Origin of the sequence: Leclercia sp. LSNIH8 (genome assembly GCF_002920195.1) — a bacterium.
GTDB lineage: Bacteria > Pseudomonadota > Gammaproteobacteria > Enterobacterales > Enterobacteriaceae > Enterobacter.
Genome location: NZ_PQJY01000009.1, coordinates 58,598 through 79,323, shown reverse-complemented (window position 1 = coordinate 79,323; position 20,726 = coordinate 58,598). Strand labels below are relative to the sequence as shown.

General features: G+C 56.1%; 22 protein-coding genes. 7 read left to right on the top strand and 15 right to left on the bottom strand.

Features of this window, described 5'->3' with window-relative positions:
* Positions 1-328 precede the first annotated feature (328 nt).
* A complete protein-coding gene (panM, locus tag C3406_RS20850; protein WP_103824769.1) occupies positions 329-721 on the top strand; it encodes an aspartate 1-decarboxylase autocleavage activator PanM in 393 nt (130 codons plus the stop codon).
* Between the two features lie 9 nt (positions 722-730).
* On the opposite strand, the gene C3406_RS20845 is transcribed toward panM, so the two are convergent.
* The 10 genes from C3406_RS20845 to ftsY form a co-directional block, all read right to left on the bottom strand.
* Positions 731-1,441, bottom strand: a complete 711-nt coding sequence (locus C3406_RS20845; protein WP_103177357.1) for a GntR family transcriptional regulator — start codon at positions 1,439-1,441, stop codon at positions 731-733.
* 65 nt (positions 1,442-1,506) lie between these two features.
* The gene (locus C3406_RS20840) at positions 1,507-2,358 is read right to left on the bottom strand and encodes a DUF7916 family protein (protein ID WP_103824768.1); all 852 of its coding nucleotides are present in this window, start codon (positions 2,356-2,358) and stop codon (positions 1,507-1,509) included.
* Between the two features lie 4 nt (positions 2,359-2,362).
* Positions 2,363-3,397: an oxidoreductase gene (locus C3406_RS20835; RefSeq protein ID WP_103824767.1), complete on the bottom strand. Its 1,035-nt coding sequence runs from the start codon at positions 3,395-3,397 to the stop codon at positions 2,363-2,365.
* Between the two features lie 9 nt (positions 3,398-3,406).
* Positions 3,407-5,107 (bottom strand): PTS transporter subunit EIIC, encoded by a 1,701-nt coding sequence (locus tag C3406_RS20830; protein WP_103824766.1) that lies wholly within the window; start codon positions 5,105-5,107, stop codon positions 3,407-3,409.
* Positions 5,104-5,250 (bottom strand): PTS lactose/cellobiose transporter subunit IIA, encoded by a 147-nt coding sequence (locus C3406_RS26925; RefSeq protein WP_476629947.1) that lies wholly within the window; start codon positions 5,248-5,250, stop codon positions 5,104-5,106. The genes C3406_RS20830 and C3406_RS26925 overlap by 4 nt, the downstream gene beginning before the upstream one ends.
* Positions 5,251-5,776: 526 nt before the next feature.
* Positions 5,777-6,874, bottom strand: coding sequence for a branched-chain amino acid ABC transporter substrate-binding protein (locus C3406_RS20815; RefSeq protein WP_103824763.1), 1,098 nt, complete (start codon positions 6,872-6,874; stop codon positions 5,777-5,779).
* 297 nt (positions 6,875-7,171) lie between these two features.
* A complete protein-coding gene (gene rpoH / locus C3406_RS20810) occupies positions 7,172-8,029 on the bottom strand; it encodes an RNA polymerase sigma factor RpoH (RefSeq protein ID WP_032614938.1) in 858 nt (285 codons plus the stop codon).
* 253 nt (positions 8,030-8,282) lie between these two features.
* Positions 8,283-9,341: a permease-like cell division protein FtsX gene (gene ftsX / locus C3406_RS20805; protein WP_103177362.1), complete on the bottom strand. Its 1,059-nt coding sequence runs from the start codon at positions 9,339-9,341 to the stop codon at positions 8,283-8,285.
* Entirely contained in the window at positions 9,334-9,999 is a 666-nt protein-coding gene (ftsE, locus tag C3406_RS20800; protein WP_103177363.1) for a cell division ATP-binding protein FtsE, read from the bottom strand. Before ftsE ends, ftsX begins: the two co-directional genes overlap by 8 nt.
* Positions 10,000-10,001: 2 nt before the next feature.
* Positions 10,002-11,477, bottom strand: coding sequence for a signal recognition particle-docking protein FtsY (gene ftsY, locus C3406_RS20795; protein WP_103824762.1), 1,476 nt, complete (start codon positions 11,475-11,477; stop codon positions 10,002-10,004).
* Positions 11,478-11,614: 137 nt separating this feature from the next.
* On the opposite strand from ftsY, the gene rsmD reads away from it, so the two are divergent.
* Positions 11,615-12,217 carry a 16S rRNA (guanine(966)-N(2))-methyltransferase gene (gene rsmD / locus C3406_RS20790; protein WP_103824761.1) on the top strand — a complete coding sequence of 201 codons (603 nt, stop codon included), beginning with the start codon at positions 11,615-11,617 and terminating at the stop codon, positions 12,215-12,217.
* Positions 12,201-12,482: a DUF1145 family protein gene (locus tag C3406_RS20785; RefSeq protein ID WP_103824760.1), complete on the top strand. Its 282-nt coding sequence runs from the start codon at positions 12,201-12,203 to the stop codon at positions 12,480-12,482. The genes rsmD and C3406_RS20785 overlap by 17 nt, the downstream gene beginning before the upstream one ends.
* 63 nt (positions 12,483-12,545) lie before the next feature.
* Here C3406_RS20785 and C3406_RS20780 read toward each other — a convergent pair whose 3' ends face one another.
* Entirely contained in the window at positions 12,546-12,905 is a 360-nt protein-coding gene (locus tag C3406_RS20780) for a DUF2500 domain-containing protein (protein ID WP_103177367.1), read from the bottom strand.
* A gap of 127 nt (positions 12,906-13,032) precedes the next feature.
* Here C3406_RS20780 and C3406_RS20775 point away from each other — a divergent pair, with 127 nt between their 5' ends.
* Positions 13,033-13,659, top strand: a complete 627-nt coding sequence (locus C3406_RS20775) for a lysoplasmalogenase (protein ID WP_103177368.1) — start codon at positions 13,033-13,035, stop codon at positions 13,657-13,659.
* 72 nt (positions 13,660-13,731) lie between these two features.
* Complete coding sequence (gene zntA, locus C3406_RS20770; protein WP_103824759.1) at positions 13,732-15,918, top strand: Zn(II)/Cd(II)/Pb(II) translocating P-type ATPase ZntA; 2,187 nt, start codon at positions 13,732-13,734, stop codon at positions 15,916-15,918.
* An 80-nt stretch (positions 15,919-15,998) separates the two neighbouring features.
* On the opposite strand, the gene C3406_RS20765 is transcribed toward zntA, so the two are convergent.
* From C3406_RS20765 to tusA, 4 genes are all read right to left on the bottom strand, one after another.
* Positions 15,999-17,285, bottom strand: a complete 1,287-nt coding sequence (locus tag C3406_RS20765) for a TRAP transporter large permease (RefSeq protein WP_103824758.1) — start codon at positions 17,283-17,285, stop codon at positions 15,999-16,001.
* A gap of 10 nt (positions 17,286-17,295) precedes the next feature.
* The gene (locus C3406_RS20760; RefSeq protein ID WP_103824757.1) at positions 17,296-17,805 is read right to left on the bottom strand and encodes a TRAP transporter small permease; all 510 of its coding nucleotides are present in this window, start codon (positions 17,803-17,805) and stop codon (positions 17,296-17,298) included.
* Positions 17,806-17,817: 12 nt separating this feature from the next.
* Complete coding sequence (locus C3406_RS20755) at positions 17,818-18,789, bottom strand: TRAP transporter substrate-binding protein (RefSeq protein ID WP_103824756.1); 972 nt, start codon at positions 18,787-18,789, stop codon at positions 17,818-17,820.
* A gap of 227 nt (positions 18,790-19,016) precedes the next feature.
* A complete protein-coding gene (gene tusA, locus C3406_RS20750; protein WP_103824755.1) occupies positions 19,017-19,259 on the bottom strand; it encodes a sulfurtransferase TusA in 243 nt (80 codons plus the stop codon).
* A 170-nt stretch (positions 19,260-19,429) separates the two neighbouring features.
* Here tusA and C3406_RS20745 point away from each other — a divergent pair, with 170 nt between their 5' ends.
* Together C3406_RS20745 and C3406_RS20740 are read left to right on the top strand one after the other, a co-directional pair.
* Positions 19,430-20,095 carry a 7-cyano-7-deazaguanine/7-aminomethyl-7-deazaguanine transporter gene (locus C3406_RS20745; protein ID WP_103824754.1) on the top strand — a complete coding sequence of 222 codons (666 nt, stop codon included), beginning with the start codon at positions 19,430-19,432 and terminating at the stop codon, positions 20,093-20,095.
* A 72-nt stretch (positions 20,096-20,167) separates the two neighbouring features.
* Positions 20,168-20,725, top strand: a complete 558-nt coding sequence (locus C3406_RS20740) for a DcrB family lipoprotein (protein ID WP_103824753.1) — start codon at positions 20,168-20,170, stop codon at positions 20,723-20,725.
* Position 20,726 lies beyond the last annotated feature (1 nt).

Genomic DNA, 20,726 nt, shown 5'->3' with positions numbered 1-20,726 from the left:
TGCCTTTAATGGTTTAGCACAGTTTTTTCACAAAAATCAGAGTAAAGTCTCTATATTTCAGGTGATTAAGCAAAGATAATATTCTGAAATCAGGCAGAGATAAACAACTAAAAGTAGAGTTTGCAGCATAAAATAACGGTACAAAGAGCGGAATAAAACGCTGCCTTTTAGGTTAATATTCTGCTTATTTTTCGATCCCTACGTTTTATGGCTGTACATTTGGCTGCCAAAAAAGTAATCACCTAAAGAATGGATTGAAAAAGGAGAAGTCGTCAGCAGGATAAATTGAGTACACTGCCTGTACTTTTTTTACGTGGATAAGCTGCTAATGAAACTGACTATCGTCCGTCTGGTGACCTTTAGCGACCAGGATCGTATCGATCTTGGCAAAATCTGGCCGGAATACTCCCCCGCCTCCCTCACCGTTGATGATACCCATCGAATTTATGCTGCGCGCTTTAACGAGCGGCTGTTAGGCGCGGTGCGCGTCACGCTAAGCGGAACGGAAGGCGCGCTGGACTCCCTGCGCGTGCGTGAAGTCACGCGTCGTCGCGGCGTAGGGCAATATCTGGTTGAAGAGGTGATGCGCGATAACCCGAGCGTGGCCTCGTGGTGGATGGCGGACGTGGGCGTCGAAGACCGCGGCGTGATGGCGGCCTTTATGCAGGCGCTGGGGTTTGTGGCGCAGCAGGACGGATGGGTCCACCACGGGCAGGAATAAGCCTGCGGCTTAATTGTATTTAATAAACTCGGTGGCGAATTTAAACCGGTTATAGCGGTGAGTGGCGACCGAGTATTCAAACAGCTTGCCGTTATCTAAATAGGCGGTCTGCTCAACGTGGATAACCACCTCCGGCTCTGCCAGCTGCAATAGCTGGCTTTGCTGCTCATCTGCTATGGAGGCGGTGATCATCATGTGGCTGCTGTGGATCTGATAGCCCAGCGCGTCGGTAATATAGCTGTATATGGAGTCCGCCACGTTGGCATAGTTGAGGCCGGGAATAACGTTCACCGGCATAAAGGTTTTTTCGATAATGGCCGGCACGTCGTTAATAACCCTGACGCGAAGGATCGAATAGACCATCTCATCGCCGCCAAGCTGGAGCTTTTCCTGCACGTCGGCCGGGGCGGGAATGGCGGAAAAAGCAATTACTCGCGTTGTTATTGTCTCGCCTGATTCATCACAGCGCGCTTTGGTGCCCTTCAGATGGCTATTAATTGACGAGGTATTAAACGGTAATTTAACAAAAGAGCCGAGACCTCTTTTTCTGACGACCAGCCCCTCTTTAACCAGAATATCCAGCGCCTTGGTAATAGTCAGTTCGCTACAATCAAAAAGCAGCGCGAATTTCTTTCCTTCCGGCAGCTGGCTATTCTGGGCGTAGTAGCCAGAAAGTATTCTTTTTTTAATCTCTTTATATATAGCAAGATACTTCGGCATTCTGACCACAATACAGACCTATAAACATAGGCCTGTTATACTATAAATACAGGCAGATAGAAATCTCAACGCATTATAGATGAGGCCATCCGAACCCAGGTGTGCCTTTTTCCGCGTACGGCAATCGACAGGCGATAAATCGCTTCCGGGTCGGCTATTCCCGCGCAGCCCGCATCGCCAAAGCTATGGATGTCGCTGCCGCAGCGCTTGCTGGCAAGACCAATCTGGCTCACCGTTGCGCCGTCTGCCCCCTCCTGACTGGTACTGATGGTGGTGATGGCCAGGGCACCCGCCAGGTGTACGGCATCAACGATCGCGCTCACCTCTCCTTCACGGCTCCCCTGACAGGTTCCTGGTGCGGGGATCACCACCGCGTGGGCACCCGCCGTCGCGTACTCCGCATATTCCGCCGCCGCCATCAGCCCCCGGGCGCTGAACTTCGCCACCATGATAAAGCCGGGGAAGTGCGCCTTCGCAAGGCTTATCGCCTGAAGCATGCTGTGCCGATCCACCCCCGGCTTGTCGTAGCCGGTCAGGCAGAGGAAATCCGCCCCCTGCGCCTGTTCAAGCGCGTGCCGCGACAGGCTACGCGGGTTATCGGCGTCGTTTTCGGAAGTCACCTCAAGGCTGACGCCCACCAGCCTGCCGGTAAGGGCTTTGACCTGCTCAATTCCCCCCGCCACGGGCGCTCCGGCAACCGCATGGGTGGCGGTATTGTATCCCTTGAGCAGAACCATATCGGCACCGAACGCCGCCACCAGCTCGGCATTGGTGACATCCGGGTAGAGCGGCGGGGATTCCGCCGCCACTTCGGCGAGCACGACCCGCCCCTCAGAGGCGCGAATGGCCGCCACTAACGCCGCCGCATCAGGCTGGCGCTGAAAATCGGACGCCCGACAATTTAATATCCGTTTCATAGTATTAATCCAAATCGATAACGAAAGGCGTGGCGCGGCTAAAACCGCCCTCAAGTATTTCCAGGTTGGTCAACATATCCTGCTCGCTGACGTAATTGGCGGCCCCGTTCATTATGGTGTCGTAGAGTGCGTCATACACCCGGCCATAATCGCCGCGCACCGCAGGCACTTCGCGCTTAACCGTCTGCTGCTCCTCATTCAGATATTCAATAATGCCCGGCTGGTTATTGGCGCAAAATGTCGGGTGGTCCGGCATGATATTCTCTTTCAGGTAACTCTCCTGACGGTCGATCTGCATCTGAATAAAGGAGCCGCGGGTGCCATGAACAATAAACCGCGGATAGGGCGTCATCACCAGATGGCTGGTTTTAATGATCGCCTTCAGGTCGTCGTAATAGAGCTGGGCTTCAAAGGTATCGTCGGGATTTTGCTTCAGCCGCAGGCTACGGATGTCATAGGCTACCTGGCGCGGCCGGCCAAACAGCGCCAGCATCTGGTCGAGGGTGTGGATCCCAAGGCCATAAAATGCGCCGTTGAAGGGGTGGTTAACCTGCGGCTGCGCCTCAGGGCGGAAATAGTCGAAGTGGCTCTCAATTTCCACGATATCCCCGAGCAGGCCGCTCTTAATCACCTGCTGCACGGTCAGGAAACAGGAGTCGAAGCGGCGGTTCTGAAACGGCGTGACGGTGACGCCGTGCTGCTTCGCCAGCGCCAGCAGCGTCTTCGCCTCGTCCAGCGTGGTAGTAAACGGCTTCTCGACCATGACGTTTTTGCCGTGCTCGATGCAGGCCTTTGCCCAGGAATAGTGGCTGTCCGGGTGGGTGCAGATAACCACCAGGCGGATGGTGTCATCCGTAAGGATCTCGTTAACGTCACGGGTAAAAGTAATTCCGCGGTATTGCGGCCGGGACTCTATCTCCGGCTTAGCGACAATATCGTAAATCGTTTTCACACGATATTTATCGTTGCGGATCAGGACGTAGGGCAAATGGTAGCGGGTAGCACTTTTACCAAAGCCAATAAATGCGCAATTAATCATATAACTTCCTTATTTTAACAACGTGACGGCATGCTCAATGAGCGCCTGACCATTCATATTTGAAAAATGCTGCGGGTTAACCCGCGCCACGCGGCAGCGATCTCCTGCCGTTTCCCGAACGTTGCTTTCCATATAGGTAAGCTGCGGCGAGAGGAGTATCAGGTCAGCTTTTTGCACGGTTTCTTCGAGGTTGCCGATATGGGTGGCGCTAATCGACGCGGTACAGTGGATACTCTCTGCATATTGCCGCATCTTTTTTGCCACCAGCGAGGTGGACATGCCCTCGTTACACATCAGCACGATGGTTTTATCGTCCAGCGGGTGGGCCTCGCCCTCGCGCAGCGGCTGCGCGATTGCCGGTTCTGGCTCAGGAGCTGTTGGCGGCGTCGTGGCGATGGTCTCGATGACCTGCTGCGCTTTTTTCGCGCTGATTGAGCGCTCATAGGCCAGTAGGAAGGGAAGGTAAATCACGACCCCAACGCCAATCAGGATAATTTGCAGCACCACGTTGCGCAGATCGCCCCCCGATCCCAGCCAGCCGGAGAGCAAAGGCGGTACCGACCAGGGTACGTAGGCGACAATATGCGATACCCAGCCCCAGGCGGTGGCGTAATAGGCGATGATAAAGTTTATCTGCGGGTAGAAAATAAACGGAATCATCATCAGCGGATTGAGGATCACCGGCAGGCCAAAAATCACCGGCTCGTTGATATTAAACACTCCAGGAGCAATCACCGTTCTGGCGAACTTTTTATGGCTGCTCATGCGGCTGCGCAGCAGGATCGCCAGCAGCAGCGCCAGCGTTGAACCCGTTCCGCCCATGTGACCATACAGGTCGCGAAACGGCAGCACGATAATGTGCGGCGGCTGTAGGCCAGCGGCGAAGGCGGCCATGTTCTCCTGCATGGCGACCAGCAGCGGCGGCTCCAGCACCGGGTTGATAATACCCGAGGGGTGAATACCCAGCGAAAAGAGCAAGTTCGTCAGGGTGGTTAAGGTAATAAAGCCCGGCAGGCTGGTGGTCAGATGGACCAGCGGCTTTTGCACCAGGGTCTGGATCAGCGCAAACAGCTCGGTATGCGTCAGGCTGGTAATGGCAAAGGTGGCGACGGAGAAGAAAGCCACGGTGATCATGATGGCAGACAGGGCGTTAAACGACTGCTGCACCATAGGAGGCACCTCCTCCCCCAGCGAGATCCGCAGCGCCGGGGAGCTGGAGATCTTCAGAAAAATGCTGGTAGAGAGAAAGGCGCACAGAATCGCCAGAAATACCCCACACGCGTTGGTCTGCGCGTAGGGCACCACGCCCGTCACACTCACCGTCTCGCCGGTGGCAGCGGTAACGGAGGCGGTAACCGGCATCAGCACAAAAAAGCAGGCCAGCGAAACCATCGCGGCAATGATTGGGCTTTCGAACTTACGCTTGCTGGCCAGCGAATAGGCCACCAGCACCGCCAGCATAATGGACAAAATGTTCATGGTGCCGTTGAGCGCCCGCTCGCCGATACCCCGCCACTGCACCATGGTGTCGGCAGAGAGCACGTGGCGCATAAAGCCGTTGGTATCGAGAAAGACGTAGTTGACCATAATAAAAAGCCCGGCCAACACTAAAAACGGGATAGCGATAATAAAGCTGTCGCGCAGGCTGCGCAGATGCACCTGGCCAGCCAGTTTTTGCGAAAAACCGGCTATCGTATCTAAAACCGTCATGATCTGCCTTCCGCTCTGTTCTGGTGGACCTTTTTCGCCTCGGCTAACAGACGCTGTACCTGATCATGATCCTGTCGTTTCGCCGTCTGAAGCGCAGCGAAAGCCAGGCTGTTGCAGCTGCCGGCATGGGTAATTAGCCCCATAATCATTCCTTCGTAATTTTCTGGCATAGGTATTCTCCCTTTATGCAAAACCCCTGTTTTTGTGCAGAGCGGCAATAAGTTATTCGCGGATAAATGCCATTTGGGCGCAGGCGAGCCAAACGCTATCGGCAAAGCGATATTGCCTATTATCCTCAGCAATTATTTATCGTCGTAATAAGCGGCAAATATAAGGCTTTAGCAGAGATAATATTTAAAGCGCAATTGCACGCCGTAGCGGTCGTCGGAATCATTGCCGTCGCGATGCAGGTTATATACATCGCGTTCTATTAACGAGCTGTATGTATCAAAATAAATATTAAAGGTTATCCATATCTAAAACGTGACCATTTCCCTGCAGTGACGCCATAATAAAACTATATAGTTTTAAAAAATAATGTATATGATCACATTTTTTGAGATTAGCGAAATGGAATAGCGGACGAGCGCGAAACGACGGGGATGATGTCAGAGGAGGGAATTCGAGAAGATAAAAAAAGGGCGAGCGATGAAACGCTCGCCCTGAGGATTATTTGGCGTCGGTCGCCGTACCGTTGGCATGCCAGTCAAACACGCCGAATTCAAAGCCTTTCAGGTCGCCTTTCTCATCCCAGGAGAGCGGTCCCATTACGGTTTCAACGGCGTTCGCTTTCAGCCAGGTAGCGATGTCAGCCGGTTCAGCGGACTGATTCAGGCCCGCCTGCAGGGTTTGCAGCGCAGCGTAGGTGGTCCAGACGAAGGCACCGCTTGGATCCTGTTTCTTCGCCTTGATGGCGTCTACGATCGGTTTGTTGGCAGGGACCTGGTCGTAGTTCTTCGGCTTGGTCACCAGCAGGCCTTCCGCAGATTCACCGGCGATGTTAGAGAGGGAGACGTTCGCCACCCCTTCCGGACCCATGAACTGCGTTTTCAGACCGGCAGCGCGAGACTGACGCAGGATCTGGCCCATCTCCGGGTGATAACCCCCGTAGTAAACGAAATCGATGTTCTCTTTCTTCAGACGCGCCACCAGAGTAGAGAAATCTTTCTCACCGGCAGTGATACCGTCGAAGAAGACCACGTTAGCGTTCGCTTTTTTCAGGTTGTCCTGCACGGAACGCGCCAAGCCTTCACCGTACTGCTGCTTGTCATGAACAATGGCGATACGCTTCGGCTTCACTTTCTCAACGATATATTTCGCTGCGGTTGGGCCCTGGTCAGAGTCCAGCCCGGTGGTACGCATGACCATCTTATAGCCACGGGAGGTCAGCTCCGGCGCGGTAGCGGCTGGGGTGATCATCAGAATGCCTTCATCTTCGTAGATGTCAGACGCAGGCTGCGTGGAAGAGGAGCAGAGGTGGCCGATAACGTATTTGATGCCGTCATTCACCACTTTGTTGGCAACCGCAACCGCTTGTTTCGGGTCGCAGGCATCATCATATTTTACGATCTGCAGTTTTTCGCCTTTGATGCCGCCCTTGGCATTAATGTCGGCAACCGCCTGCTCTGCACCTGTGAACTCCTGATCGCCGTACTGGGCTACCGGACCGGACATTGCGCCGACAACGGCCACTTTGATATCAGCCTGAGCGGTGCCGAAAGCCAACGCGATACATCCTGCCAGTAAGGCTTTACCCTTCATATTCATCCTGAGAATCCCCATTGTGATGGTTATTGTGTTTGTTGTGATGTTGTTTTTTGGCGCTTTATTTCAATTATGCGTCTGCCGTGCGCGCCTTTTCAGCATACTCTGCTAAAACATACCCCATTTTTATCGAATTGGAATAGCTATTTTGTAATGTATATAAGGTAAGCGAGGCTTTAACGAGTCAGCACACGGCGTCAGGTAACTGTTTGCCAGGAGGGGAGTATTTGCCAGTACGGGCGCTAAAAAAACAAAACCCCCGAATTTGCATTCGAGGGTTATCGGGGAGCTTCGCGAAGATTACGCTTCGATAGCGGCGCGAAGTTTTTTCATGGCGTTCTTTTCCAGCTGACGCACACGTTCAGCGGAGACACCATAGCGGTCGGCCAGCTCCTGCAGGGTGGACTTGTTGTCTTCGTCCAGCCAGCGGGCACGGATGATATCCTGGCTACGCTCGTCGAGGCCTTCCATTGCATAGGTCAGCTTATTGGCGGCCTGCTCTTCCCAATTATCATCTTCAATGCCGTCGGCAAAGTTAGATGACTTATCCTGCAGATAGAGGACCGGGGCCATCGGCTGGCTGTCGGACGCATCGTCGTCAGAGGACATATCAAAGGTCATGTCCTGCGCGGCCATTCGCGATTCCATCTCACGCACGTCTTTGCTGGACACACCCAGCTCGCGCGCAACCATTTCCACTTCGTCCTGGTTGAACCAGCCCAGACGCTGCTTGGTTTTACGCAGGTTAAAGAACAGTTTACGCTGTGCTTTGGTGGTGGCGACCTTCACGATACGCCAGTTACGCAGCACGTATTCGTGGATTTCCGCTTTGATCCAGTGCACAGCAAAGGAGACCAGACGCACACCCACTTCCGGGTTGAAGCGACGCACCGCCTTCATCAGGCCAATGTTACCTTCCTGGATCAGGTCTGCCTGCGGCAGGCCGTAGCCCGCGTAATTACGAGCAACGTGAACAACAAAGCGCAGGTGAGACAGGATCAGCGTCTTAGCTGCTTCCAGATCGCCCTGGTAATGCAGCTTTTCAGCAAGCTCCTTTTCTTCCTCGGCCGTCAACATCGGCCAGGTGTTAGCGGCCCGGATGTAAGATTCCAGGTTACCAACAGGGGCTAAAGCTAAAGTTTGCATTTCTTTGGTCATTCATTCCTCTCAATCAATTTTTCTGGCGGCGGTTTGTCCCCATCAGGCAACGAACATGCCAGAATTAATGAGCAACGAGAATATCACTCACTCTTTTATCAGACAGTGATTTTATCCACAAGTTCCGAGTGAAACTGTGAATAAATTACGCACAAAATGTGACGTGAAGATGATGATGCGGGTCAGAGTCAACGAAAGGCTCTTTCCCTGCACGGTGATTCTCAATGCAGGGAAAGATTATACCAGAGATTTTTTAGTCAGGGGTAAAGTGACGTAAATGTTGCACGGTTGCTAACCAGGCCGCTATCCAGCCGATCATCGAGCAAACCAGCAGCAATAACAGGCACTCGTCGAAGGATAAGCCACTGATATTAAACTTAGTTCCAAAAACCTGCGCCACTTCGGTTACCGCGGCGGAAAGTCGCATCACCAAAATTTCTGACAAAATCAGTGAAAGAAATGCGCCGGCAAAACCGAGCAGTGCGCCGCCATAGAGGAACGGACGCAGGATGAAACCGTCGGTGGCGCCGATCAGCTTCTGCACGTTAATGGTGTCGCGACGGGCAAAGATGCTCAGGCGCACGCTGTTGCCGATAACGAGGAACACCGCCGCTACCATCAGCACGCCGATCATCGCCGCAACGCGCCCGACCAGGCCCGTCAGCGCGGTGAGACGGGCGAACCAGCTGTCGTCCATCCGCACTTCATCAATGCCGTGAATGCGGGAGACGCGATCGCGCAGGGTGTTCAGCGACTCGGTGCCCTGGAAATCGAGTTTTGGGATCACCACCGCCACCGCAGGCAGTGGGTTCTCTTCCAGCATATCCAGCGCGCCGCCAAACCCGGACCAGTTACGGAACTCGCCCAGCGCGTCTTCCCGCGACAGGTAGTTCACCTTCTCGACCCCCTGCTCGGCCTGCAGCTGACCCACAACCTGGGCAGCGGCGTTATCGTCGAGGGACTTATCGAGATAAACGGTGATCTGCGGAGAAGGATAGTACTGCGACGCCGCCTGATTGACGTTTTTGTAGACCATGTAGCAGACGCTGGGCAGGGTCAGGGAGATGGCGATCACCATGACCGTCAGGAAGGTGGCAAACGGTTTGCTTTTCAGATCCTGCAGCGCGCCCTGGAAGGCGTAACGCACCTGCTCGTTAAACACGTTGGTTTTGCGCGAGTTGGGTCTTGGCGCGGATTTGCTGCGCTTCGGCGCATTGCGGTTGCCCTCTCCCGGGCCGCCTGCCGATTTACGAAAACGGTCAAGTTTGCTGCCAAACTGCCGCATCTGGTTCATTGCATCACGCTTATTCACCGAGGCCTCCGTGCAAATGACCGTCGCTGAGCGTCAGCATGCGGTACGAACGACGAGCAATCAGCCCCATGTCGTGCGTCGCCATCAGTACTGTCACCCCCACGCGGTTAAATTCCTCAAACAGACGCAGGATCCCTTCGGAAAGGGCGTCGTCCAGGTTACCGGTCGGTTCATCCGCCAGCAGCACCGCCGGTTTGTTCACCACCGCGCGGGCAATGCCCACGCGCTGCTGTTCACCGCCGGAGAGCTGGATAGGGAAGTTCTTCGCTTTGTCCAGCAGCCCGACCTTATCCAGCGCCGCCGACACGCGACGACGAATATCATCCCCGCTGGCGCCCGCGATAATCAGCGGGATCGCCACGTTGTCGAATACGGTGCGGTCCATCAGCAGATGGTGATCCTGGAAAATCATGCCGATCTGCCGACGCAGAAACGGCACTTCGCGGTTTTTCAGGCGGCTGATGTCGTGGCCGCTGAACCAGATTTTCCCGGCGCTTGGCCGTTCGATCCCACAGATAAGCTTGAGCAGGGTACTTTTCCCCGCGCCGGAGTGGCCGGTCAGAAATGCCATCTCGCCCGGCTGCAGGTGGAATGTCACTCCCTGCAGCGCTTGTCTCCCACCGAGATAGGCCTTGCTGACGTGTTCAAAGCGAATCATTGTTAATCCTCTCGGGCAAAAAGTGCCTCAATAAAGTCGCCCGATTTAAACGGACGTAAATCTTCGATACGTTCGCCAACACCGATGTAGCGGATAGGAATACCAAACTGATCCGCTACCGAGAAGATCACCCCGCCTTTCGCGGTGCCATCCAGCTTGGTCAGCGTGATCCCGGTCAGCCCTACCGCTTCATGGAACAGCTTCGCCTGACTGATGGCGTTCTGTCCGGTGCTGGCATCAATAGTCAGCATAATTTCATGCGGTGCATCTTCGTCCAGCTTTTTCATCACGCGGACGATCTTCTTCAGCTCTTCCATCAGGTGCGATTTATTCTGCAGACGCCCTGCGGTATCGGCAATCAGGACATCAATATTGCGCGCTTTCGCCGCCTGAATCGCATCGAAAATCACCGATGCGGAGTCTGCGCCGGTGTGCTGGGCAATCACCGGAATATTGTTGCGCTGGCCCCACACCTGCAGCTGTTCAACGGCGGCGGCACGGAAGGTATCCCCCGCGGCCAGCATCACTGATTTACCCTGCTGTTCAAACTGACGCGCCAGCTTGCCGATAGTGGTGGTTTTACCCACGCCGTTTACGCCAACCATCAGAATAACAAAAGGCATTTTGCCTTCAATATTAAGCGGTTCGTCAACTTTTGCGAGGATTTCACCCATCTCTTCTTTCAGCAGGCCGTAGAGCGCTTCGGCGTCGCGCAGCTGTTTACGGCTGGCGCTCTCCGTCAGGCTGCTGATGATTTTGCGGGTGGTTTCCACGCCAACGTCGGCAATCAGGAGCTGTTCTTCCAGCTCTTCAAAGAGATCATCGTCGATTTTTTTACCGCGGAACAGACTGATAAATCCGGAACCGAGGTTCTCTTTGGTTTTAATCAGGCTGCGTTTCAGGCGCGCGAAGAAACCTTCTTTGGTCGGTTTTTCCTGCTCCTGAACAATTTCTTCAACTGGCTCGTTCTCGTCGGCGACCGGGACAACCATCACCGCCTCTTCTGCCGCCTCAGCCGCCAGCGCCTGCGCTTCGAGCTCTTCGTCGCTGATCGTCTCTTCTTCGGTTTCTGGCAGATACTCTTCCGGGATCGACTCTTTACTCTCTTCAGCGATCTCTTCCGGCAGCGGTAATTCTTCATGCTCGACAGCCTGCGGTGGGACCTCCTCCGCGATCGGTTCGACAATCTCCTCTACCGCGACAGGCTCCGGTTCAACCGGCTGCGGTTTTTCGCGCTCCTGAACCTGCTCCGTGACCTCAACCACCTCTTCAGCAAAGGCTTCAGTCTCTTGCGGGCTGTGGGTGCGCGTTTCTGCTTCTACGTCAGCGACGGTTTCAACAGGGGTTTCAGGCTGCGGCTGTTCAACCGCTGCGGGCTGTTCTGCGCTCTGTTGTTCTTCGTTCTGCTGCTCGGTTTCCTGCTCTTTTTGACCAAATCCCAGCCAGGAAAAGAAGCCACGTTTTTTCTCTTTTGCCATCTGCGACTACACCCCTCGCGGTTAATTACTGGCGCTATATACATGGAAGCTAAAAAAATGATGAAATAGTTTATCACTTAACTTAACGCACATCACCGCCTGCAAACGCAGGCCGTACGAGTGACCTGAGCAACAATATGAAGAAACCCAACCGTGCTGCCGCGGGCCAAATTCGCATTATCGGCGGCCAGTGGCGTGGCCGTAAACTTCCCGTCCCGGACAGCCCCGGCCTGCGCCCGACCACCGACCGCGTCCGTGAGACGCTGTTTAACTGGCTGGCACCTTCAATGGTAGATGCCCGATGCCTGGACTGCTTCGCCGGAAGCGGCGCGCTCGGCCTTGAAGCCCTGTCACGCTACGCCGCCAGCACCACGCTGCTGGAGATGGATCGCAGTGTCGCCCAGCAGTTACAGCAAAACCTGGTGACGCTGAAAGCGGCGCATGCCCGCGTCGTTAACACCAATACCCTCGCGTTTCTGGCCCAGGCGGGTACTCCACACGATGTAGTATTTGTCGATCCGCCGTTCCGCAAAGGGCTGCTGGAAGAGACGCTAACGCTGCTGGAAAACAACGGCTGGCTGGCGGATGATGCGCTAATCTACGTCGAGAGCGAGGTAGAAAACGGTTTACCGCCGGTGCCCGCCCACTGGGATCTGCACCGGGAGAAAGTGGCCGGACAGGTCGCCTATCGTCTTTATCACCGTCAATCACAAGGAGAGACTGATGCCGGTACTGATTAATCTGGGTCGTTTGCTGATGCTGGGGGTTTGGGCATTTTTGCTCCTCAACCTCGTCCACCCGTTCCCACGCCCGATGAACATTTTTGTTAACGTGGCGCTGATTTTTACCTCGTTTATGCATGCCCTGCAGATGGTGATGCTGAAAAACGGCTTACCGAAAGACGGTCCGCAGATGACCGGCTGGCAGCAGGCCCGCGTCTTTATCTTCGGCGTGTTTGAGCTGCTAGTGTGGATGAAGAAGTTTAAGGCGCAGGTGAAGAAGTAACCTGCGGCCTTCTGCCCGGTGGCGCTGCGCTTACCGGGCCAACAGTTCGTGCGGGCTGGCTGGCTACGGCGCCGGATCAAACCCCTCAAACCGTGACCCTTTGTAACGCAACGTTCCTTTATCCCCCACCGTCAGCTGATGGTACTGCTTCTCGTCGAGGCGAAAGGTCATCTCCAAACCGCCGCTTTCCGGCTTAAAGCTCGCTTCATAGCGCATGCTGGTGCCAGCAGGCGTAACCTGCTGCTGACGCGAGCGCCGGTCGTTGAGGGCTTTTTCCCGTTTATTGCTCACCACCACCCGCTTTTGCAGCAGCGGCGCGGCGTCGTTATCGGCCTTTTCCCGACGCTGTTGCACAAAGCGAAATGACGCGGCAACGACGATAATTGCCAGAACGATAATAAAAAAGAGCGGCATCTTGCTCATTAGACAATCCTTAAGACCAGGCTGAAATCAGGATAGCGTGCCACGCTGTGCATTGCTATTGGCCCGTCTGCACCACTACACTGAAGTGAAACTGTTTATTCAACAATAACAGATACAGGGACTTAATATGCTTTGGTCATTTATCGCTGTCTGTTTCTCCGCATGGCTATATGTCGATGCGTCCTACCGCGGCCCTGCCTGGCAGCGCTGGCTGTTTAAACCCGTCACCTTACTGCTCCTGTTACTGCTGGCCTGGCAGGCGCCAATGTTTAATGCTATCAGCTACCTGGTGCTCGCCGGGCTCTGCGCGTCGCTGGTGGGCGATGCCCTGACCCTGCTGCCGCGCCAGCGCCTGCTCTATGCCGTGGGGGCGTTCTTCTTATCGCATCTGCTCTATACCATCTATTTTGCCAGCCAGATGACGCTCTCCTTCTTCTGGCCGCTGCCGCTGGCGCTGCTGGTCGTTGGCGCGGTGCTGATCGCGGTGGTCTGGACGCGTCTGGAGGAGATGCGCTGGCCAATCTGTACGTTTATCGCCATGACGCTGGTGATGGTGTGGCTGGCGGGCGAGCTGTGGTTCTTCCGTCCGACGGCACCGGCGCTGTCGGCCTTCGTGGGGGCCACGCTCCTGCTGCTGAGCAATATTGTCTGGCTGGGCAGTCATTACCGTCGCCGTTTCCGCGCCGATAATGCCATTGCCGCCGCCTGCTATTTTGCCGGGCACTTCCTGATCGTGCGTTCGCTCTATATTTAACGCTTGACTCTGGAGTCGACTCCAGAGTGTATGCTGCGGTTAATGAGAAAATTATCATTGCCGGAGAGTGCCATGTCGACTCCAGAAACACCGAAAAAAGTGCCGCAGTTCGCGGCGCTTAAACTCGCCCCCCTTCCTGCTAAAGAAGCCTGTTGTAGCGCGGATCACCCTCCATCGCAGGCCGAAACCGTGCTGCCTGTCGAGGGCGAGCGTTACAGCTGGGTGGTCAACGGCATGGACTGCGCCGCCTGCGCGCGCAAAGTGGAAAACGCCGTTCGCCAGGTGGCGGGGGTGAACCATGTCCAGGTGCTGTTCGCCACGCAAAAGCTGCTGGTTGATGCTGCAAGCGACGTCAGCGGCCAGGTCGAGGCCGCAGTGGTAAAGGCGGGCTACACGCTGCGCAATGAAAACGCGCCGGTCGAAAAATCCTCCATGCTGCGTGAAAACCTCCCGCTCCTCACGCTGATGGTGTTGATGGCCCTGAGCTGGGGTCTGGCGCAGTTTAACCCTCCCCTCGGCAATATCGCCTTTATCGCCACCACGCTGGTAGGGCTCTGGCCGGTGGCCCGTCAGGCGCTGCGTCTGATGAAAAGCGGCAGCGGGTTCGCCATTGAGACGCTGATGAGCGTGGCCGCCATCGGGGCGCTTTTTATCGGTGCCACGGCGGAAGCGGCGATGGTGCTGCTGCTGTTTTTAATCGGCGAACGGCTGGAGGGCTGGGCGGCGAGCCGGGCGCGCAAAGGGGTGAGCGCGCTGATGGCGCTGAAACCAGAAACCGCCACGCAGATAATCAACGGCGAGCGCAAAACCGTGCCCATTGCCGGGCTGCGCCCGAGGGATGTGATCGAAGTCGCCGCCGGGGGCCGTCTGCCTGCTGACGGGACGCTGCTCACCGCCGCCGCCAGCTTTGACGAAAGCGCCCTCACCGGCGAGTCCATCCCGGTCGATCGCACCGCGGGCGAAAAAGTGCCGGCGGGAGCCACCAGCGTCGATCGTCTGGTCGAGCTAACGGTGCTGTCGGAGCCGGGCGAGAGCGCCATCGACCGCATCCTGAAGCTGATCGAAGAGGCGGAAGCGCGCCGCGCCCCGGTGGAGCGCTTTATCGACCGCTTCAGCCGCCTCTATACCCCGGTGATAATGCTCATCGCCCTGCTGGTTGCCGTAGTGCCACCGCTGCTGTTCAGCGCGCCCTGGGAGGGTTGGATCTACAAGGGGCTGACCCTGCTGCTGATTGGCTGTCCATGTGCGCTGGTGATCTCGACGCCTGCGGCGATCACCTCCGGGCTGGCAGCCGCGGCACGACGTGGCGCGTTGATTAAGGGCGGCGCGGCGCTGGAGCAACTGGCGCAGGTGCAGCAGGTGGCCTTCGATAAAACCGGTACCCTGACGGTTGGCAAGCCTCAGGTGACGGGCATCTATCCGCTCGACAACGGCGAAAACGACCTGCTGGCGCTGGCGGCGGCGGTGGAGCAGGGTTCCACCCACCCGCTGGCACAGGCGATTGTGCGTGAAGCAAAAGCCCGCGGGCTGACGATTGCGGCGGCGGTCGCGCAGCGGGCGCTGATGGGCTCCGGAATTGAAGCCGAGGTCGCGGGCAGTAAGGTGCTGATTTGCGCCGCGGGTAAATTCCCTGCCCCACCGCTGTCAGCGCAAATCACTACCCTGGAGCAGGCCGGGCAGACGGTGGTGATGGTGGTTCAGGATGGCGTAGCCAAGGGGCTTATTACGCTGCGCGACACCCTGCGGGATGATGCGAAAGAGGCCGTGCAGGCGCTCCATCAACTGGGGATCAAGGGCGTGATTCTCACCGGGGATAACCCGCGCGCCGCCGCGGCCATTGCTGGCGAACTGGGGCTGGATTTTCGGGCGGGGCTGCTGCCCGCCGATAAAGTGCAGGCGGTGACGGCGCTGAATGACACCGCGCCGCTGGCGATGGTAGGAGACGGTATTAACGACGCCCCGGCGATGAAGGCGGCAACCCTTGGCATTGCAATGGGCAGCGGCACCGATGTGGCGCTGGAGACCGCCGACGCGGCCCTCACCCACAACCGCCTGACTGGGCTGGCGCAGATGATAAGCCTCGCGCGCGCTACCCACGCCAATATCCGGCAGAACATTACTATCGCGCTGGGGTTGAAGGGAATTTTCCTGGTGACCACCCTGCTGGGCATGACGGGATTATGGCTGGCGGTGCTGGCGGATACCGGGGCGACGGTGCTGGTGACGGCCAACGCGCTACGGTTATTGCGTCGTCGATAAAAAAAGCCCGGTGGCGGCTGCGCCTTACCGGGCCTACGATTTTCCAGGCCGGGCAAGCGCAGCGCCGCCCGGTACAACAGCTATTGCATACCCAACATGTGCGGCAACCACAGCGAAATCGCCGGAATGTAGGTCACCATTCCGAGCACCACCAGCAGCATGCCGTAAAACGGCAGCATCTCCTTCACTACGGCTTCGATCTTCTGCTTGCTCACCGCACTGGCGACAAACAGCACCGATCCTACCGGCGGGGTAATCAGGCCGATCCCGAGGTTAACCATCATGATCATGCCGAAATGCACCGGATCGATGCCCAGGGCGTTAGTCACCGGCAGCAGGACCGGCGTCAGGATCAGGATGATCGGCGCCATGTCCATCAGGGTGCCAATCAGCAGCAGCATGATGTTGAGGTACATCAGAATGACGTACTTGTTATCCGACAGCGAGGTGAAGAACTCGGTGATGCGCATCGGCAGCTGCATGTAGGTCATCACCGCACCAAAGGCCGCGGCAAAGCCGATCAGGATCATCACGATGGTGACCGTTTTGACCGTGCGGCACATCAGTTTCGGCAGCTCGTTCCACTTGTAGTCGCGGTAGATAAACATGGTGACAAAGAACGCCCACAGGCAGGCAACCGCCGCCGATTCCGTCGCGGTAAAGATCCCCGATAAAATGCCGCCGAGAATGATCACTACCGTCATCAGCCCCCACAGGGCATCGAAGAAGATCTTCAGCGCCTGCTTAAAGGGGATTCTCTCCCCTTTCGGATAGCCGCGCTTATGGGCAAAGCCCAGGCACAGCACCATCAGACATAAACCCAGCAGCAGTCCCGGCAGCACCCCGGCGATAAACAGCGTGGCAATCGACACCGTACCGCCTGCCGCCAGGGAGTAGATCACCGAGTTATGGCTGGGTGGGATCAGAATCGCCTGCACCGAGCCGCTGGCGGTGACCGCCGCCGCGTATTCACGCGGATAGCCCTTCTTCTCCATCTCCGGGATCATTACGGTCCCGATGGAGGCGGTATCCGCCACCGAGGAGCCGGAAATGGCGCCGAAAAAGGTGGAGGCGACGATATTCACCAGCGACAGCCCACCGCGAATAAAGCCGACAAAGATATAGGCGAAGTTAACCAGCCGCCGGGCAATGCCGCCTTCCGCCATGATCGCCCCCGCGAGGATAAAGAACGGGATCGCCAGCAGGGTAAATTTGTTCACCCCGCTGGTAATTTGGATCATTAATGCTTCAAGCGGCAGGTCAATCCACAGCGCGCCAGCCACGGCGCTTAAGCCGACGGCAAAGGCCACCGGCATCCCCAGCGCCAGCAAAATGGCGAGGGTGAATAACAAAACAAATGCATCCATTGTTCACCCCTTAACTGTGGTTGCCGATCAGTACGACCGGGCGGTTTTCCTGAGAGCCAAACAGCAGGCGCTCAAGCACAAACAGGATCAAAATCGCCGACCCGACCGGCAGCGGCAGATAACTTTCGCCGGAGGTCATAATCGGAAACTCTGCGACCGGCTGGTCCCAGAGCTCAATGCACAGCAGGTAGCTGTACCAGAACATGATGCCGGAGATGACCAGCATCAGCAGATCCACCACCCGTGCACAGATCGTCTTCAGTGAGTCTGGTAGTCTGTCGGTAAGCATATTCACCGCAATGTGCGATCCGGCGCGGTAGCTCACCGCCGCGCCGACAAAGGTGAAGGTCACCATGCAGATAATGGCAACCGGCTCCGGCCATGACTCACCGCGGTTGAGTACGTAGCGCGAAAAGATGCCAATCGGGATAACGATAGTCATCACCAGCAGCGACAGCCCGGCAACGGCCATCGCTAGCAGGTAAAGACGGTCCATCCATTTCAGGTAGAGTTCGGACATAAATACTCCGGCTTACTTAACGTCAGCGATGGCTTTCATCAGATCCTGATGTTTTTCACCATACTGGGCGCGCACCGGCTCGGTCGCTTTGACGAACACCGCCTTATCGATGTCGTGGAACTGCACGCCACCCGCCTTCATCTTCGCCAGCGCTTCGTCATTGTAGGCCTGCCACAGCTTACGCTGTTCCATCTGCGCTTCACGGGCCAGGGTCTTAATTTTTTCCTGCTCGTCGGCGCTCAGCTTGTCCCACTTCACTTTGGAGTAGAGCAGCATTTCCGGGGTGATAAAGTGGCCGCTCAGGGTGTAGTTTTTGGCCACCGGCATGTAGTTGTGGGCGATAAAGGTGGGTGGGTTATTCTCTGCGCCGTCGATAACGCCGGTCTGCATGCCGCTGTAGACCTCGCTTACCCCCATCGCCACCGAGTTGGCGCCCATATCTTTCAACGTGGCCAGCGCCACCGGACTGCCCTGAACGCGGATTTTCTTACCTTTCAAATCTTCCGGTTTAACAATCGGATCTTTGGTGATCAGGTTACGGGTGCCGGAGTCCATCCAGCCGAGGAAGACCAGCTTCGATTTCGGGTTCGCCGTCAGTTTTTCGCCGATCTGCTTACCAATGTCGCCGTCGATCACCTTGTGCATGTGGTCTTCATCACGGAAAACATACGGCAGGGTAAAGACTTCGATATCCGGCAGGATGGCCGCAACCGGCGCCATGGAGACGCGGATCATATCGATGGCGCCCATCTGCGCCTGCTCAATCATCTGCTTTTCATCACCCAGTACGCCGCCCGGAAAGACTTTGATCTCCAGCTTGCCGTCGGTTTGTTGTTTAAGTTTTTCACCCATATGCTGCACCGCCACCACGTTCGGGTAGCCTTCAGGATGCACATCAGCAGCTTTGATGGTTTGAGCAGAGACAGAGGCAGCAAAAGCAGACAGACACAGAGCGGCCAGCAACGGCTTGATGGTCGTTTTCATTGAGTCAACTCCAGGGTAGTGAGGGTGAGTATCGGAACGTTGTTTTAGTTTTAACGTCTAGAAACTAGCCTACTGCCTGAAAAGCGTAGGTGAAGCGCCTCACAAAAAGCGCTAAAAATTGAAATGGCGGTTCAGAATTGTGCGGAATGTCATGCCGGGTGGCAGCAAAGCCTGACCCGGCCTACCTGTAGGCCCATGCAAGCGAAGCGCCGCCGGGCAAAATGGCATTAGCCTTTGCGGATAAGATAGCGGTACGGCAGCGCGCCGGTCTCCTGCGCCACCAGCTCGTGTTCCATAAAGGTACAGAAGCCCGGGATATCGCGGGTGGTGGCCGGATCGTCGGCAATAATTAACAGCGTTTCGCCGGTTTGCATCGTGCGCACGGTTTTGCGCACCATCATAACGGGTTCCGGGCAGCGCAGGCCCTGGGCGTCAAGAGTATGGTCTGGGCTGGAAAACAGATCGGTCATCGTCGTCTCGTTCAGATAAAAAACGGCAGTAGTTTACGCCCCAGGCCGGGCAAAGCAAACCAGGTTAACGATTGCGTAAAAAATAGCCGTTGCAAAGCGCAATGAAAGCAGTATGATGCGGCCGGTTTATTGGGTTCCCTCACCCCAAATACTAATCAAAAAGGTACAATATGAACTCCTTTACACAATCGCAGCGCGTAAAAGCGTTGTTCTGGCTTTCGCTTTTTCATCTGCTGGTGATTACCTCCAGTAACTACCTGGTACAGCTGCCGATCTCCATTTTTGGTTTTCACACCACATGGGGCGCGTTCAGTTTCCCGTTTATCTTCCTTGCGACCGATCTTACCGTTCGTATCTTTGGCGCCCCGCTGGCCCGACGCATTATTTTTGCCGTCATGCTTCCGGCGCTGTTTGTGTCGTACGCGATCTCCTCGCTTTTTTATATGGGAAGCTGGCAGGGCTTTGAGGCGCTGACGCACTTCAACCTGTTTGTCGCCCGTATCGCCGCCGCCAGCTTTATGGCCTATGCGCTGGGGCAGATCCTCGACGTGCATGTCTTTAACCGCCTGCGGCAGAACCATCTCTGGTGGATGGCGCCGACCGCCTCCACGCTGTTTGGCAACGTCAGCGATACGCTGGCCTTTTTCTTTATCGCCTTCTGGCGCAGCCCGGATGCGTTTATGGCCGAACACTGGATGGAAATTGCCCTCGTGGATTACGCCTTCAAGGTGCTTATCAGCCTGGTCTTCTTCCTGCCGATGTACGGCGTACTGCTGAATATGTTGCTGAAAAGATTCGAGGATAAATCTGAAATTTCAGCATTACGGGCAGGTTAAAGGTTCCCCTGAACAGTTGTGATAAGATGGATTGATGCGCCGTTATGGCCGTTTATCGAAAGGAAGAATGTAATGCGCAATCTGGTTAAATATGTCGGGATTGGCCTGCTGGTGATGGGGCTTGCCGCTTGTGATAACAGCGACACGAAAACGCCAGCTCAGGCTGCGTCTGCGGAAAGCAACGCCACGGGTCAGCCGGTCAGCCTGATGGATGGCAAACTCAGTTTCTCACTGCCAGCGGATATGACCGATCAGAGCGGCAAGCTGGGCACGCAGGCGAACAATATGCACGTCTATTCCGATGCCACCGGACAGAAAGCGGTGATTGTGATCGTCGGCGACGACACCAATGAAGACCTGGGCGTGCTGGCGAAACGTCTGGAAGATCAGCAGCGCAGCCGCGACCCGCAGCTGCAGGTGGTCACCAACAAAGCCATCGATCTGAAAGGCCACAACCTGCAACAGCTGGACAGCATTATCTCTGCCAAAGGCCAGACCGCTTACTCCTCCGTGGTGCTGGGCAAAGTGGACAACAAGCTGCTGACCCTGCAGATCACGCTGCCTGCTGACGATCAGCAGAAAGCGCAAACTGCCGCAGAGAACATCATCAATACCCTCGTGATTCAGTAAG